General features: G+C 64.4%; 11 protein-coding genes, 1 tRNA gene and 2 rRNA genes (1 of these 14 running past the window's edge). 10 read left to right on the top strand and 4 right to left on the bottom strand.

Annotated features, from left to right (window positions below; translation table 11 throughout):
• From HL653_RS20660 to HL653_RS20625, 8 genes are all read left to right on the top strand, one after another.
• Window positions 1-1,617, top strand: a 23S ribosomal RNA gene (locus HL653_RS20660); it begins 1,175 nt to the left of the window's first position.
• A 134-nt stretch (window positions 1,618-1,751) separates the two neighbouring features.
• Window positions 1,752-1,866 (top strand): 5S ribosomal RNA (gene rrf / locus HL653_RS20655).
• 146 nt (window positions 1,867-2,012) lie between these two features.
• Window positions 2,013-2,089, top strand: a tRNA-Met gene (locus HL653_RS20650).
• A 474-nt stretch (window positions 2,090-2,563) separates the two neighbouring features.
• Window positions 2,564-3,115, top strand: coding sequence for an RNA polymerase sigma factor (locus HL653_RS20645; protein ID WP_171746169.1), 552 nt, complete (start codon window positions 2,564-2,566; stop codon window positions 3,113-3,115).
• The gene (locus tag HL653_RS20640; RefSeq protein ID WP_171746168.1) at window positions 3,112-4,071 is read left to right on the top strand and encodes a FecR domain-containing protein; all 960 of its coding nucleotides are present in this window, start codon (window positions 3,112-3,114) and stop codon (window positions 4,069-4,071) included. Before HL653_RS20645 ends, HL653_RS20640 begins: the two co-directional genes overlap by 4 nt.
• Window positions 4,072-4,185: 114 nt before the next feature.
• Window positions 4,186-6,942: a TonB-dependent receptor gene (locus tag HL653_RS20635; RefSeq protein ID WP_171746167.1), complete on the top strand. Its 2,757-nt coding sequence runs from the start codon at window positions 4,186-4,188 to the stop codon at window positions 6,940-6,942.
• A gap of 53 nt (window positions 6,943-6,995) precedes the next feature.
• On the top strand, window positions 6,996-8,039 hold the full coding sequence (locus HL653_RS20630; protein WP_216599906.1) for a phosphatidylinositol-specific phospholipase C1-like protein: 1,044 nt from the start codon (window positions 6,996-6,998) through the stop codon (window positions 8,037-8,039).
• Window positions 8,036-8,824 (top strand): phosphatase PAP2 family protein, encoded by a 789-nt coding sequence (locus HL653_RS20625; RefSeq protein ID WP_171746166.1) that lies wholly within the window; start codon window positions 8,036-8,038, stop codon window positions 8,822-8,824. The genes HL653_RS20630 and HL653_RS20625 overlap by 4 nt, the downstream gene beginning before the upstream one ends.
• Before the next feature lie 271 nt (window positions 8,825-9,095).
• Here the strand turns inward: HL653_RS20625 and HL653_RS20620 are convergent, their stop codons facing one another.
• The 4 genes from HL653_RS20620 to HL653_RS20605 all read right to left on the bottom strand — a co-directional run bounded on the left by HL653_RS20620 (window position 9,096) and on the right by HL653_RS20605 (window position 12,812).
• The gene (locus HL653_RS20620; RefSeq protein ID WP_171747161.1) at window positions 9,096-9,560 is read right to left on the bottom strand and encodes a nuclear transport factor 2 family protein; all 465 of its coding nucleotides are present in this window, start codon (window positions 9,558-9,560) and stop codon (window positions 9,096-9,098) included.
• Entirely contained in the window at window positions 9,560-10,597 is a 1,038-nt protein-coding gene (locus tag HL653_RS20615; RefSeq protein WP_171746165.1) for a pyridoxamine 5'-phosphate oxidase family protein, read from the bottom strand. Before HL653_RS20615 ends, HL653_RS20620 begins: the two co-directional genes overlap by 1 nt.
• 62 nt (window positions 10,598-10,659) lie before the next feature.
• Complete coding sequence (locus HL653_RS20610; RefSeq protein WP_171746164.1) at window positions 10,660-11,622, bottom strand: alpha/beta fold hydrolase; 963 nt, start codon at window positions 11,620-11,622, stop codon at window positions 10,660-10,662.
• Window positions 11,623-11,930: 308 nt separating this feature from the next.
• A complete protein-coding gene (locus HL653_RS20605) occupies window positions 11,931-12,812 on the bottom strand; it encodes a metallophosphoesterase (protein WP_171746163.1) in 882 nt (293 codons plus the stop codon).
• A gap of 190 nt (window positions 12,813-13,002) precedes the next feature.
• Between HL653_RS20605 and HL653_RS20600 the strand changes: the two genes are divergently transcribed.
• A complete protein-coding gene (locus tag HL653_RS20600; protein WP_171746162.1) occupies window positions 13,003-13,539 on the top strand; it encodes an RNA polymerase sigma factor in 537 nt (178 codons plus the stop codon).
• The gene (locus HL653_RS20595; protein WP_171746161.1) at window positions 13,536-14,465 is read left to right on the top strand and encodes a FecR family protein; all 930 of its coding nucleotides are present in this window, start codon (window positions 13,536-13,538) and stop codon (window positions 14,463-14,465) included. Before HL653_RS20600 ends, HL653_RS20595 begins: the two co-directional genes overlap by 4 nt.
• Window positions 14,466-14,576: the final 111 nt, after the last annotated feature.

The raw sequence follows: 14,576 nt of genomic DNA, 5'->3' as shown, positions 1-14,576 counted from the left end.
TCAAGACACGCACCGAAGCTTAGGGTGTGGATTTATCCACGCGGTAGCGGAGCGTTCCGTAAGCCTGTGAAGCGATCTGGTAATGGGTCGTGGAGGTATCGGAAGTGCGAATGCAGACATGAGTAGCGATAAAGAGGGTGAGATGCCCTCTCGCCGAAAGACCAAGGGTTCCTGCTTAAAGCTAATCTGAGCAGGGTGAGCCGGCCCCTAAGACGAGCCCGAAGGGGGTAGTCGATGGGAACCACGTTAATATTCGTGGGCCTGGTGGTGTGTGACGGATCTCGTGTATTGTTCGACCTTATCGGATTGGTCGGGCTTTGAAGAGGTTCCAGGAAATAGCCCCACCGTATAGACCGTACCCGAAACCGACACAGGTGGTCAGGTAGAGTATACCAAGGCGCTTGAGAGAAGTGTGCTGAAGGAACTCGGCAAATTGCCTCCGTACCTTCGGAAGAAGGAGGCCCCAACTATGCGCAAGCACTGTTGGGGGGCACAGGCCAGGGGGTAGCGACTGTTTAGCAAAAACACAGGGCTCTGCTAAGTCGGCTTCAAGACGACGTATAGGGTCTGACGCCTGCCCGGTGCCGGAAGGTTAAGTGGAGATGTGCAAGCATCGAAATGAAGCCCCGGTAAACGGCGGCCGTAACTATAACGGTCCTAAGGTAGCGAAATTCCTTGTCGGGTAAGTTCCGACCTGCACGAATGGCGTAACGACTTCCCCACTGTCTCCAGCACATGCTCAGCGAAATTGAATTCTCCGTGAAGATGCGGAGTACCCGCGGTTAGACGGAAAGACCCCGTGCACCTTTACTGCAGCTTCAGAGTGGCATTAGGAAAGAACTGTGTAGCATAGGTGGGAGGCTTTGAAGCATTGGCGCCAGCTGATGTGGAGCCATAGGTGAAATACCACCCTGTTGTTTTCTGATGTCTAACCTCGTTCCGTGAAGCCGGAACAGGGACCCTCTGTGGCGGGTAGTTTGACTGGGGCGGTCGCCTCCCAAAGAGTAACGGAGGCGCGCGAAGGTTGGCTCAGGCCGGTTGGAAACCGGCTGTTAGAGTGCAATGGCATAAGCCAGCCTGACTGCGAGACTGACAAGTCGAGCAGAGACGAAAGTCGGTCATAGTGATCCGGTGGTCCCTCGTGGAAGGGCCATCGCTCAACGGATAAAAGGTACGCCGGGGATAACAGGCTGATAACCCCCAAGAGCTCATATCGACGGGGTTGTTTGGCACCTCGATGTCGGCTCATCACATCCTGGGGCTGGAGCAGGTCCCAAGGGTTTGGCTGTTCGCCAATTAAAGTGGTACGTGAGCTGGGTTCAGAACGTCGCGAGACAGTTTGGTCCCTATCTGCCGTGGGCGTCGATATTTGAGAGGACTTGTCCCTAGTACGAGAGGACCGGGATGAACATGCCTCTGGTGGACCTGTCGTCGTGCCAACGGCGCAGCAGGGTAGCTATGCATGGACGAGATAACCGCTGAAAGCATCTAAGCGGGAAGCTCCCCTCGAGATAAGATATCTTAGGACGGTCGAAGACCACGACCTTGATAGATCGGATGTGGAAGTGCGGTAACGCATGGAGCTAACCGATACTAATTGTCCTATTCGCGCTTGAGAGTCCCACCATCATCGACAAGGCTGATGCCTTCGATGTGGCGGTTCCAAGCTCATCATAGTGGTGCACATCGATTTCGAACCCGAACCGCAAGGCGTGACCCAACAGTCACGCCGCATCACGCAGGCTCCATTGCTTGGTGACCATAGCGTCTGTGACCCACCCGATCCCATCCCGAACTCGGCCGTGAAACCAGACAGCGCCGATGGTACTATTGCTTAAGCACTGGAAGAGTAGGTCGTCGCCAGGCATTGAAGCCTGCGTCATGCGCGCGGTTCACGAACCCATACACAATGTCTTTCGCCCGTCAGGGCCCGAACGCCCTCGATCCATATCGGGGGCGTTCGTGTTTGACGGACAAATGGTCCAGGGCTCACACCCAGGACCAACAGGTGGCGCGGGGTGGAGCAGCCCGGTAGCTCGTCAGGCTCATAACCTGAAGGTCACAGGTTCAAATCCTGTCCCCGCAACCAACACATACCAAAAGCCCCCCAGCGCAAACAGCGCCGGGGGGCTTTTCGTTTGAGGGCCGTTCCTTCACCGCGCGACAGGCCCCCACAGAGCCGGGCGGCTCGGGGCCGAACCTCCAAACCCGGCACACCCCTGAATCAACCACCCCAAGGCGGTGGATCAGCACCAACGCCGCGACCATTCCCGTCAGGCGGCCGCGCGACTGAAGAATCTGCGTGAGCATAGCCGCTGCGGCCATGTGTGTCCGGGCGAGAAGGCCGGCCAGCCCTCGTCCCAGAGGTTCATGATCTACACCGCTACCGGATGGGAATTGCGGGCGGCAGGCCGTGTATGACTTCGGGGGTGGCGTCCGCCCGGGCTAATGGGAGGGCCTTGAGACCGAAAACGCGCTCGGAACTGGAAGGCGACGGCGATATCGAAGCTGCCATCCGCCGAATGCAACAGGTCCGTCATGATACGTCGCTAGCGGGTCGCGGATGTTTCGCCACACGAACAGCGCGACGGCATCGCCGACGGCGCAATGGGTCGCGGCCGAGATCCTCCCGCATGAGAGCGACGTCCGCCGCTGGCTGGCCCGGTCCAGCTTCGCGCTCGATATCGATGACGTGATCCAGGAGGCCTATTGCGCGATCGCGGGGCTCGGTAGCACCGCGCACATCCGTTCCGGTCGCGCCTATCTGTTCACGACCGCCCGCAACATCGCGCTGGAGCATCTGCGTCGCTCCAAGATCGTGCCGATGGACGCGCTGACCGATCTGACGCCGGCCGTCGAGGTGGATGACCGGCCGACGAGCGAGGCGATCGTCTGGAGCCGGCTGGAATTGAGCCGCCTGATCGATGGCCTCCCGGCGCGCTGTCAGTCGGTTTTCCGCTTATGCTATGTCAAGGGCATGACCCAGAAGGAAGCGGCACGCGAACTGCGCGTCAGCGAGAATATCGTGCAGAAGCAATTGACCCGAGCAATGGCGCGCGTTGCGACCGCCTATGCCCGCGATATCGCCCTCGATCCGATCGAGGATGAGGAATGACGGGCGCCACCAATACGAGCGCGGCGATCGCGGTCGACACGGCCGCCGCCGAATGGGTCGTCCGTCTCTCGGGCGAGATCAGCGCCGACGAGCGGCAGGCGTTCGAGCAATGGCGCGCGGCCGATGCACGGCATGCCGGCAGCTTCCTGCGCGCGAGCGCGCTCGCTCTGGCGGCGCAGCAATTGGATAGCGCCTCGCAGGCGATCCCCGGCGAGGTCGCCTCCGCGCTGGTGGCTACACGACCGACACGCCGCCAGTTGCTGGCCGGCGGTGGGACGATCGCAGCGGTCGCGGCGGGGCTGGTCGCGCTCGCGCTGCGGCCGGAGAGCGTCAGTTCGGATCTGGGTGAGACACGCAGCCTGCCGCTGCGTGACGGATCGACCGCGTTGCTCAACACCGCTTCCACCGTTCGCATCGCTTATTCGAAGGAGGTCCGTCGGATCGACCTGGTCCATGGCGAGGCGTGGTTCGACGTTGCGCACGATACGGCCAGGCCCTTCATCGTGCGAGCCGGGCGGCTCCATGTCCGCGCCGTCGGCACGGCCTTTGCGGTCCGCCAGCTCGACAATGGTGGCGTCGTCACCGTCACCGAGGGCGTGGTGCTGGCCTGGCTGGATGGCCATGAGCAAGAGGCGATCCGCATCGCGGCGGGAAGCCGTGGCGTCGTGACGGACAGGGCGCTGCGACACGAGACGCGCCCGGTGGGCGAAGACGATCGGCAACTGGCCTGGCGCACCGGCATGATCGTGCTGGACGGCCAGACGCTGCGCGAGGCGGCCGACGATTTCAATCGCTACAATCCGGTGAAGCTGGTGATCGACGATCCGGCACTGGCCGGGCAGCGCATCTACGGCACGTTCCGCGCGCGCGATCCGGAGGCATTGGGCCATGCCGTGTCCGTCAGCCTCAATACATCGGTCAGGCATGATGCTGATCGAATAATCATCGGGAAATAGTCATTCGGATGACGCCAGTTTGTCATTTGAAAGAAATGTAAATAATTTTTCCAGGACCGGCGTATTTTTAAAAGCTGATCCATCTCTTGTGTATCCGAAACCAAAGGGTGGGTCATGAAATTGCGTCTTCTGGCGACGGCGGCTGCGCCGATCGCTCTTCTTCTCTGCGCGTCTCCGCTTCTTGCCCAGGCGCATCGCTTCGACGTGCCAGAACAGGCCGCTGCGACAGGGATCCAGCAGATCGGCCAGCAGGGCGGCCTGCAGATCATCGGCTCGGCGGCGGATCTGGCCGGGGCGAAGGTGCGCGCGGTGCGTGGGGAACTGGATGCGCGCGAGGCGCTTCGCATGGCGCTGGTGGGATCGGGTCTGACGATCGCGAGCGACGACGGGCGCACGATCGTGATCAAGCGCGCGGGAGGCTCGCTTCAAAGCGCGGAGGGGCGCGACGAGGTAGGCGCCGCGAGCCCCACCGCCGGTGACAGCGTCTACATGAACGACATTCTCGTGACCGGCCGCCTCGGCAACTCGGCACAGAAGAAGGTCGAGGCGAGCTATTCGATCACGACGCTGAAGGACACGGATATCCGCGCCCGCTCGATCGGCAACCTTGCCGACGTGATGGCGACGATCCCCGGCGTCTGGTCCGACAGTTCGGGCGGCATCGGCGCGAACAATACGCGCGTGCGCGGCATTCCGCGCGGCGGCTATGAGGCGCTGGCCGTCTATGAAGACGGCATGCCCGTGCAGCATGATCCGGGCATCAACTGGATCAACGTCGACCAGTTCGTCCGCATCGACGAGACCTATTCGGGCTTCGAGGCGGTGCGCGGCGGCCCGTCCTCGATCTTCGCGTCGAACGCGCCGGGCGGCCTCGTCAACTTCATCCCGCGCAAGGGCACGCCCGAACTGAGCGGCCTCGTGAAGCTGACCACCTCCGACTATGGACAGGCACGCGGCGACGTGTGGATCGGCGGCCCGATCGCGGATGACTGGCGCTTTTCGATCGGCGGATATTACAACCGCGACAATGGCGTGCGCGATCCGGGGCCCGTCGCCAACAAGGGCGGGCAAGGGCGCGTCCTGATCTCGAAGAATTTCGGTCGCGGCAATCTGTCGTTCGGCGTGAAATATATGCGGGACAACAACTTCTTCTTCGATGCCATTCCGCTCGTCCGCACCGCCGGCGGCAAGGTGAGGGCGCTCCCCGGCATCGACGGCAATTACGATACGCTGACGAGCGCACAGGATGGCACCGTCGTCATCAAGACCCCGGTGGGGCTGCGCGACGCGGCCTTCAACGATTTCAACCAGAGCCGCGATCTGCAGTTCACGGCGAAGGGCGACATCACCTTCGACGACGGCACGAAAATCAACGGCGGCCTGCGCTATCGCGACAGCAACACGAACCGCAACGCGCGCGGCCTCAACAGTCTGACGACGCAGGCGGCCCTGATCTCGTCCAACCGCTCGACCGCGCTCGACGCATTCGCCGCGCGCGGGGCGACGGATCTGCGGATCGTCTATGCCGACGACAAGAGCGCCTTTCCGGCGAACGCCAGCGGCAACGGCTTCGTCGGCACTAATACGTTCCAGTCGATCCAGAATCCGATCAAGGAAATGATCGGCACGCTGGAGATCGGGCACAAGTTCGAGACCGGCATCGGCTCGCACGACGTGAAGGTCGGCATTTACGGCACCACCGCCGACTGGGCGCATGACCGGAATGACGGCGTCGGCATCACCGAAGTGGCGGACAATGCCCGCCTGCTGGATCTGGTTGCGGTCAATGCGGCGGGCCAGATCGTCGGGTCCGTCACCGACAACGGGATCCAGCGCTACGAATCCCGCTTCGCCCATGCCACGGGCGGCTATGAGGATGTTGCGGCCTATATCTCGGACGAGTGGCAGATCACCTCGAAGCTGCGCCTCGATGCGGGTTTCCGCTGGGAGAAGATCTGGATCCATGGCCTGAGCGAGGGCGTGAAGAGCTACAATCTCGGCGATCCGAACACGCTGGCGGACAATAACGTGCTGTACGGTTCGGGCGTGCTCCAGCGTTTCGACGAGCCGTTCCACGATCAAAGCTTCACGGTCGGCGTGAACTGGCAGTTCATGCCCAATGCCGGCGTGTTCGCGCGCTACACCAACACCTATCGCCTGCCGCAGATCGGCCAGTATCGCGACAATGTGCTGCCCACCGACGTGCGCAGCCAGTCGATCGAGCAGGCCGAAGGCGGCGTGAAGTTCCAGAATGGCTGGCTGGGTGCGTTCGCGACGGTGTTCTACAATCGCTTCAAGGACGTGCAGTTCACCAACACCTTTATCGATCCGCGCACCCTGCTGATCGTGCAGGAGACCAATTATGGTGACGTCCGCACGATCGGCGTGGAGCTGGAAGCCAATGTCCGGCCGGTGAACTGGTTCGATATCTCGGCGACGGCGACGTTCCAGGATCCGAAGTTCGAGAATTACACCTACAATACGGTCGTCTCCGGCGCGACCGTGTCGACGTCGTTCGACGGCAACGTGCCGAGCAGCATGCCCAAGACGATGTTCAGCGTGCGGCCGGGCCTGACGCTTCTCGGCGGCAAGGTGCGCGTGCTGGGCGAGTGGCGCTACGAGGGCAAGAAGTACAATGACGATGCCAATCTCGTGCAACTGCCAAGCTTCTCGGTGTTCAACGCCAGCATCCAGTATGACGTGACGAAGCAGATCTCGCTGCTGTTCAAGGGCACGAACCTCAGCAACAGCCTGGGCCTCGGCCAGGGCGGCGGCCAGCAGCTCCTGCCGGGGGCGACCACCAACAATATCATCCTGGCGCGCCCGATCTTCGGCCGGGCCTTCCAGGGTTCTGTCATGTTCCGCTTCTAAGGCGACGGCCGGGCGGCCCTACGGTCGCCCGGCATCCTCATTCGGGAAATATCATGCTTCCGCTTCTGCTGGCGCTCGCCGCCGATGCCGCCCCCGTCCTCCGCATGAACGACATCAGCGTGGTCGGCACGCACAACAGCTACAAGCAGGCGATGGCGCTGGCGACGATGGCGAAGCTGCGCGCGGCCGATCCGAAAGCGGCGGACACGCTCGATTACAGCCACCGTCCACTCGCCGAGCAACTGGATGCGGGCGCGCGCCAGCTGGAGATCGACGTCAATTACGATCCTGAGGGTGGCCATTATGCGGCCGGCTCCGCCGATCCCAAGCTCGCCATGCCGGGCTTCAAGGTGCTGCACATTCCCGGCATCGACAATGGCACGAGTTGCACGTTGCTCACCGATTGCCTGAAGCAGATCCTCGCCTGGTCGGACACGCATCCGCGCCACGTGCCGATCCTGCTGATGTTCAACGCCAAGGACGAGCAGAATGCGAAGCGCGGCGGCATCGACGCGCTGCCCTTCACCGAGGCCGCTTATGATGCGCTGGATGCCGAGATCCGGGCGGTGCTGCCTGCGGGCAAGATCATCACGCCGGACGAGGTGCAGGGCCGCTATCCGACCCTGCGCGAGGCCGTGCTCGCCCACAACTGGCCAACGCTGGAGAAAGCGCGCGGGCGTTTCCTGTTCGCGCTCGATGAGCCTCCCGCGAAGGTCGCCGTCTATCGCGGCAAGCGGCGCTCGCTGGAGGGCCGGGTGTCCTTCATCAATACGGACGAGCAATCGCCGGCCGCCGCGTATCTGACGCTCAACCACCCGATCGAGGATCAGGACAGGATCCGCCGCGACGTGGCGGCCGGCTTCATTGTCCGCACGCGCGCCGATGCCAACACGGTCGAGGCGCGCGCCAACGACACGCACCCGCGCGACGCCGCCTTCGCCAGCGGCGCCCAATATGTGTCGACCGATTATCTGTGGCCGGATCCGCGCCTCGGCACCGATTACAGCGTCCGCCTGCCCGGTGGCGGTCCGGCGCGGTGCAATCCTGTCCGCGCGCCCAAGGGATGCGCTGACACGACCATGGAAGCGGCCAAGTGAAGGTCGTCATGGTCCTCGCCCTCGCCGGTATCGCGGTGGGAGCGGTGGCGGCCACGGATGCGCCGAGGCCCTATCTGGCGGACGTGCCCAAGGCCGAACTGATCCACGTCCTGCCGCCGCCGCCCGCATCGGGCTCGGCCGAAGAAGAGGCCGACCGGCGCATTTTCCGCGAAACCCGCGCGCTGGAAGGTAGCCCGCGCTGGCAGCTCGCCACGCATGACGTGACCGACGATCGCTTCACCACCTTCGCCTGTGCGATGGGCATGAAGCTGGATCGACAGAGCGCTCCGGCGCTGGCGCGCGTGTTCGATCGGATGGGCGGGGTGGACCTCGTCGCGTCCGTGAAGAGCGCCTATCAGCGCCGCCGCCCTTATCTCGACGTGCCCGGCCCGATCTGCGAGCCCAAGACGGCGCATCTGGCCGGCAATGGCGATTATCCCTCGGGCCATACCACGGCAGGCTGGTCGACCGCGCTGGTGCTGGCCGAACTGATGCCGGATCGCGCGACCGCGATCCTGCGGCGCGGCCGGGTCTATGGCGAAAGCCGCTATCTGTGCGGCGCGCACAGCAAAAGCGCGGTGGAGGCGGGATATCTGGCTGGATCGGCAATGGTGGCGTTGCTCCACGCATCGCCGGACTTCGCCCCCGACATGCTCGCCGCTCGCCGCGAGCTGAAAGACTTGCGATCCAAGGCGCCATCATCCGATCCCGCGCGATGTACCCTGGAAAACGAAAGCTCCCGGAATGCCCGCCCGAACCGAGCCGCGGGCAATCGGGGAAGATGAGCAATCGCGACTTCCACGACGCGATCCTGCATGAAAATCCATGCCGATCGAATTGCTGCGCGCCGATCTCGAGAACCTGACGATCGACAAGAATTACACCACGAAATGGGCGTATTACGGCGACCATCCGACGCACAAATAAGACGATCCCGATGCCGTCGCGAGGGCGCATCGGCGGAGACTGCGCCTGCCGGCGACGGGGCCACGCGGCGTCTGTGCGAAGGTTTCGCGGGCGCCGCTCCCGTGAACGGAGAGCGCCCGCTCTCTTCGCTTAAAAACCGAAGTGGCTGAGGCCGGGATGATCGTCCGGGCGGCGACCCAGCGGCCAGTGGAATTTGCGGTCCGCCTCCGCGATCGGATGTTCGTTGATGCTGCAATGGCGCACGCGCATCAGCCCGTCCGCGGCGAATTCCCAATTCTCATTGCCGTAAGCGCGGAACCAGTGGCCGCTATCGTCGTGATATTCATAGGCGTAGCGCACGGCGATGCGGTTGCCGGCGAAGGCCCATAGCTCCTTGATCAGCCGATAATCGAGCTCGCGATTCCATTTGCGGGTGAGGAACGCCTCAACATCGGCGCGCCCTTCCAGGAATTCCGCGCGGTTCCGCCAGCGCGTGTCGAGCGTGTAGGCGAGCGCGACCTTCGCCGGATCGCGGCTGTTCCAGCCGTCCTCGGCCAGGCGGACCTTCTCGATCGCGGACTGTTCGTCGAATGGCGGAAGCGGGGGACGGGACATCATGACCTCCTGATTGGCCTCGGGACCATCCTAGCCGGAATGTGCGACACGATCATGCGCGCGCGCGCGGCCTGAGCCCAGTCGCCGGTCTGGAGCGAGAAGGGGGACCAGCCGCCTGCCTCGAACGTCCAGCGCAGCGGGAGCGCATCCCGCCGCAGCACGATCTTGCGGGGGCGGAAGCGCCACAGCCGTTCGGCGCCCTCGAACAGCGCGATTTCGGGCGAACGCAGGTCGATCTCCGCATCGCCCGTCATCTGCAGCAGATCGCCCGTCTCGAAATCGACGAAGACGAGGCCGGCCCTGCCGTTCAGCAGGATGTTGCCGAGCGTGTTGAAGAAGAGATTGCCCGAGAAATCGGGGATGGTGAGCAGGCCATCGTCATCCACGCGGACGAAGCCGGGTCGGCCGCCCCGGTGCGAGACATCGACCTGACGGCGATTCTCGCGATCGGCATAAGAGGCGACGAAGAAGGTGTCGGCCGCCTCGATCATCGCGCGCTCTTCGGGCCCAATCCGGTCGCTCTCCTCACGCTGTGTCGTCCGGAGCAGGCCGGGATCGCGCACGAAGGCGAAGTCGCGCCGCTGGATATATTTGGGACAGTTGCCGAAGCTCTGATCGACCGTGAAGCCGAGCGCATCCTCGCTCACATGATCCAGCAGTCCGTTCACGCGATTGCGGCGGCGGGTGTGGAGCTCGATGCCGAGCAGCCCGATCGCCTCGCCGGCCTGCATGCCCTCGCTCGCGGGATCGCCGGAATCGCGCCGCGCGGCGATCTCCAGCGTGGTCGGGGTCAGCGAGCGGACGAAGCCGGGATGACCGGCCAGCAGGGTGGCCCACGCATCGCCGCGCGGATCGACGCTGCCGGCGACGAGGAAGGGCAACTGCGCGTAGAAGATCCGGTGCTGATCGGGCATGGCATCGCGGATGATGTGAGGGCCGATCTCCTCCATCCGCCCGGCCACGCCATAAGCGGATTGCAGGGCCTTCTCGCCTTCATGCCATGTCGTGGGGCGGTGTTCGGATGCGGCGTCGCTCATGTCGAGCTCCTGCGGTCCTGCGGGATCGGGCGCACCCTTTCGCGCGCTCGATCGGCTGTGGATTATCGGTCGATCTTGCGGTCGAGGAAGTCGCGGATCAGCGGCGCCATCTCGTCGAGCTTGTCTTCCAGCGCGAAGTGGCCGGTGTCGAGGATGTGCATCTCCGCATCGGGCAGGTCGCGCAGATAGGGATGGGCGCCGGCCTCTGGGAAGATCTTGTCGTTCTTGCCCCACACGATCAAAGTCGGCGGCTTGCGATCACGGAAGAAGGCCTGGAATTGCGGGTAGAGCGGCACGTTCGTCCCGTAATCCTTGAACAGATCGAGCTGGATGTCCTTATTGCCGGGGCGGTCCAGCAGCGCCTGATCGTGGCTCCAATTGTCGGGGTCGATCCGGCTGAGATCTTTCACGCCGTCCGTATATTGGAATTTGGTGATTTCGGGGCTGACCAGCATCGACAGCGCCTCGCGGTTCTTCTGCGAGCCGTCCGCCCAATAGGCCTTGATCGGGTTCCAGAAGTCGCCGAGCCCCTCGGTATAGGCATTGCCGTTCTGGACGATCAGGCCGGAGACGCGCTCGGGATGCTTCAGCGCCAGCCGGTATCCGACGGGCGCGCCATAATCCATCACGTACATCGCGTAGCGCTTCGCGCCGAGCTGGCCCATCAGCGCGTCCACCATGTCCGCATAATGGGCGAACGAATAAGCGAAGGCCTTGTGATCGGGCGCGCCGCTCTCGCCGAAGCCGGGATAATCGGGCGCGATCACATGATAGCGATCGGCCAGCAGCGGGATCAGGTTGCGGAACATGTGGGACGAGGTCGGGAAGCCGTGCAGCAGCAGCACGACCGGGCCGTCGGCGGGTCCTGCCTCGCGATAGAACAGGCTGACGCCTTCGACCTGCGCGGTCCTGTAGTGGATGGTGGCGGGGGCAGGGGCGCTGATGGCGGCGGGCGCGGCGATCGCCGAGGCCGGGGTGGCGATACCGGCGGTCGCCAGCAGCAGCGGAAGGATCAGTCGCTTCATCGCAGGTCTCCATCGTGAGCTGCCGGAGCGATCCGCCCGGCCTCTGGAGACACGGAATAAGTATTCCGTGTGGATCGATTAATCCCATTAATTATGAAGGATCTGTTCCGGGAAATGGAATAATGAGGGTGCGGCTGTGCCAGAACTCCTCCCGCAAAGCCGAAAGGGCATCCCGCAGACGCCCAAAAAGCCGTTCGTGCTGAGCGAAGTCGAAGCACCGGCTGCAAGGGCCGGCGTATCGCTCGGAGCACGTCCTTCGACTTCGCTCAGGACGAACGGGGAGAGGGATCAGCGGCGCCCGACCCCGATCAGCGCAGCGGCATCACCCTGTCCGCCTCTCGGCCGGTGCCGTGCAGTTCGATCCGGTCCTTGAAGAAATCGAGCCGCGAATAGGCCGTGTCGTCCGTGTCGAGCATCGCCTTGAGGTTCAGATAATGGACGCCGGCATGGACGCCGTAATTGCCCTCGTGATTATGCCCGTCGAGCCACAGCTTCACCGACGGGTGGCGCTCGATCAGCGCCATCACGGCCTCGGCATTCCAGAGATTGTGCTTGTTCTCGGGAAAGACCGGGAAATGGCAGAGCAGGGCGACCTTCTGGCCCTTTTTGTCGGCCTCGGTCAGTTGCGCTTCGATCCAGCGCATCTGCGCCTCGCCCAGGCCGCCATCCCAGGTGGGCTTGGCGGGATAGAGCGTGTCGTGCGCGGCGACGCCCGCGCGCTGCTCCGGGCTGCCCTCGGGCCAGCCATAGGTGCTGAGATCGTTGCCGTCGGTGACGAGGAAGCGCCAGTCCCCTTGCGTGAACGCATAGTAACGCGCGGGCATGCCGAGCCTGGCGGGCAGCTCCGGCTTGCGCGCCTCGGGGATCGCGAATTCGTGATTGCCCAGCACGAAATGCCACGGATGGCGGGACTTGTGCGCGATCGGCAGCATCGTGTCGAAGCTCGCCCAATCCTTGTCGATGAAATCGCCGAGATGGACGACGAAGGCCAGCTTCTGGCGATCGAAATCGGCGACGGCCGCCGTCAGCTTGCCGGGCGCGGTGTGATAGAGGCGCGGCGGCGCATCCGGCTCGGCCGCGAACTGCGCGTCGGCGATCGCGCCGATGCTGAAATCGGGGCGGGCCGGGGTCTCTGCCGAGGCGGTGGCGATGGAGGCCAGCAAGGCCGCAAGCAGGATCGGGGTTCGCATCGTGGGATAGGCTCGCCTGAAGGTTCGCGCGGCCACTAGGCGCGCACGGAAGGCGTGTCATCGCCGACTGTCACAGACCCTTCACGGAGCGCGCCTAGTCAGGCCGGACTCGCGACCTTTGCGCCGGGAACAGCCACGATGACGATGCCCAAGCGGGCTGCCGCCGCGATGTCCCGCCGGGGCGACCGCCATGAATGAGATGACCCTGCTCGCCGCCCGGCGCACCGCCGCCGCCGAGGACGCCGCGCTGCACAAGGCGCTGCACGGCTTCGTCACCGGCCGCATGCGCGATCGCACCGAGGGCGAGGATATCGTGCAGGAGACCTATGTCCGCCTGTACGATTATCGGCGGACACGGACGATCACCGATGCCGCCGCTTTCTGCTTCGCGGTCGCGCGCAATCTGGTCCACGATCATTTCCGCCGCCTGCGCGCGCTGCCGCCGGCGGGCGAACTGGCCGAGGATATCGCCTGCCCGCAGCCGCGCGCCGAAGAGGTGCTGGATTATCGCGAGCGCGTGGACATCCTCGTTCGCGCGCTGAAGGTGATGCCGCCGCTGCGGCGCGAAATCTTCCTGCGGCGTCGGCTGGACGGGATTCCGGGCGCGACGATCGCCGCCGATCTGGGCATGAGCCAGGCTGCGATCGACAAGCATTGCACACGCGCTCTGGCCGATCTGCGCGATGCGCTGGAGCGGCGCGGCCTGCAACTGGATGCGCGCGGGTGAGCCGTCGCGCCGCCTTGCTGGATGCTGCGCGCTGGGCGATGCGCGAGGATGAGGGCGCGCTGAAGGAGGCGCCGCCCCAGGCCGCCGCCGAGGTGCAGCGCACGCTCGACGATCCCGCGCTGGACGCGGCGCTGGCCGAGATCGGCATGGTCGGGCGCCTGTCCGATGCGGACGTGCGCGCGATGCGCGAGAGCCGCCGCCGCGCGATCGGCACTGGGCTCGCGGCGATGCTGGTCGCAGTGGTGGGTGTCAGCGCGATGAAGGGCGGCTGGTTCCTGCCGGCCGCGCCCGCGCCGCACCATTTCGAGACACGGCGCGGGCAGCAGCAGATCGTGCGGCTGGAGGATGGCTCGACGCTCCACCTGGACGGGGCGACCGCGCTGGACGTGACGGTGGGCGAGCGCGAGCGAGTCGTGGAGCTTCGCCGGGGCGAGGCCTATTTCGATGTCGCGCATGAGGTGAACCGGCCGTTCGTGGTCCGTGCCGCCGGATCGGCCACGCGCGTGCTGGGCACGGCTTTCTCGATTGATGTCGGCAGCCGCGAGGTGAAGCTGTCCGTCTATCGCGGCCGGGTGCGCTTCGGCGGCGTCCGCAGCGATCGCGGCGCGGTGCTGGTCTCGGCCGGCTGGCGTTCGCGCTTCGCCAACGGTGTCGCCCGCACGCCCACGCATTTCGATGCGACGCAGCAGGATTGGCGCCAGTCCTGGATCGACACCGACGATATGGAATTGGGCGAACTGGTCGAGGCGCTCAACCGTCGCGACGGGCCTGTGATCGCGGCGCCCCCGGCGAAGCTGGCCGCGATCCCGCTCTCGGGGCGGTTCCGGCTGGACGATGCCCGCCAGCTGCTGGACGCGATGGGCGAGGCCTATGGCTTCCGCGTGGTGCAGGACAAGGATCGCCTGCGTCTCGTGCCCGGCGTCTAAATCAACGTCGTGCTCCTGCGAACGCAGGAGTACGGCAGGGCAATCGCTCCCATTGTCAGAAAAATGCCATCAATAAGTCGCTGCGGCGCAACAAAATTCTTTTGTCCATAT

Origin of the sequence: Sphingomonas sp. AP4-R1 (genome assembly GCF_013113735.1) — a bacterium.
GTDB lineage: Bacteria > Pseudomonadota > Alphaproteobacteria > Sphingomonadales > Sphingomonadaceae > Sphingomonas_I.
The sequence above is the reverse complement of the archived record's forward strand: the minus strand, read 5'-3'. Positions and strand labels throughout refer to the sequence as shown.

Bases quoted from the DNA above. Each gene is read 5' to 3' on its own strand.
- HL653_RS20630 (WP_216599906.1), top strand. From the start codon at position 6,996: ATGCTTCCGCTTCTGCTGGCGCTCGCCGCCGATGCCGCCCCCGTCCTC.
- HL653_RS20640 (WP_171746168.1), top strand. From the start codon at position 3,112: ATGACGGGCGCCACCAATACGAGCGCGGCGATCGCGGTCGACACGGCC.
- HL653_RS20605 (WP_171746163.1), bottom strand. From the start codon at position 12,812: ATGCGAACCCCGATCCTGCTTGCGGCCTTGCTGGCCTCCATCGCCACC.
- HL653_RS20645 (WP_171746169.1), top strand. From the start codon at position 2,564: ATGTTTCGCCACACGAACAGCGCGACGGCATCGCCGACGGCGCAATGG.
- HL653_RS20635 (WP_171746167.1), top strand. From the start codon at position 4,186: ATGAAATTGCGTCTTCTGGCGACGGCGGCTGCGCCGATCGCTCTTCTT.
- HL653_RS20610 (WP_171746164.1), bottom strand. From the start codon at position 11,622: ATGAAGCGACTGATCCTTCCGCTGCTGCTGGCGACCGCCGGTATCGCC.
- HL653_RS20615 (WP_171746165.1), bottom strand. From the start codon at position 10,597: ATGAGCGACGCCGCATCCGAACACCGCCCCACGACATGGCATGAAGGC.
- HL653_RS20620 (WP_171747161.1), bottom strand. From the start codon at position 9,560: ATGTCCCGTCCCCCGCTTCCGCCATTCGACGAACAGTCCGCGATCGAG.
- HL653_RS20600 (WP_171746162.1), top strand. From the start codon at position 13,003: ATGAATGAGATGACCCTGCTCGCCGCCCGGCGCACCGCCGCCGCCGAG.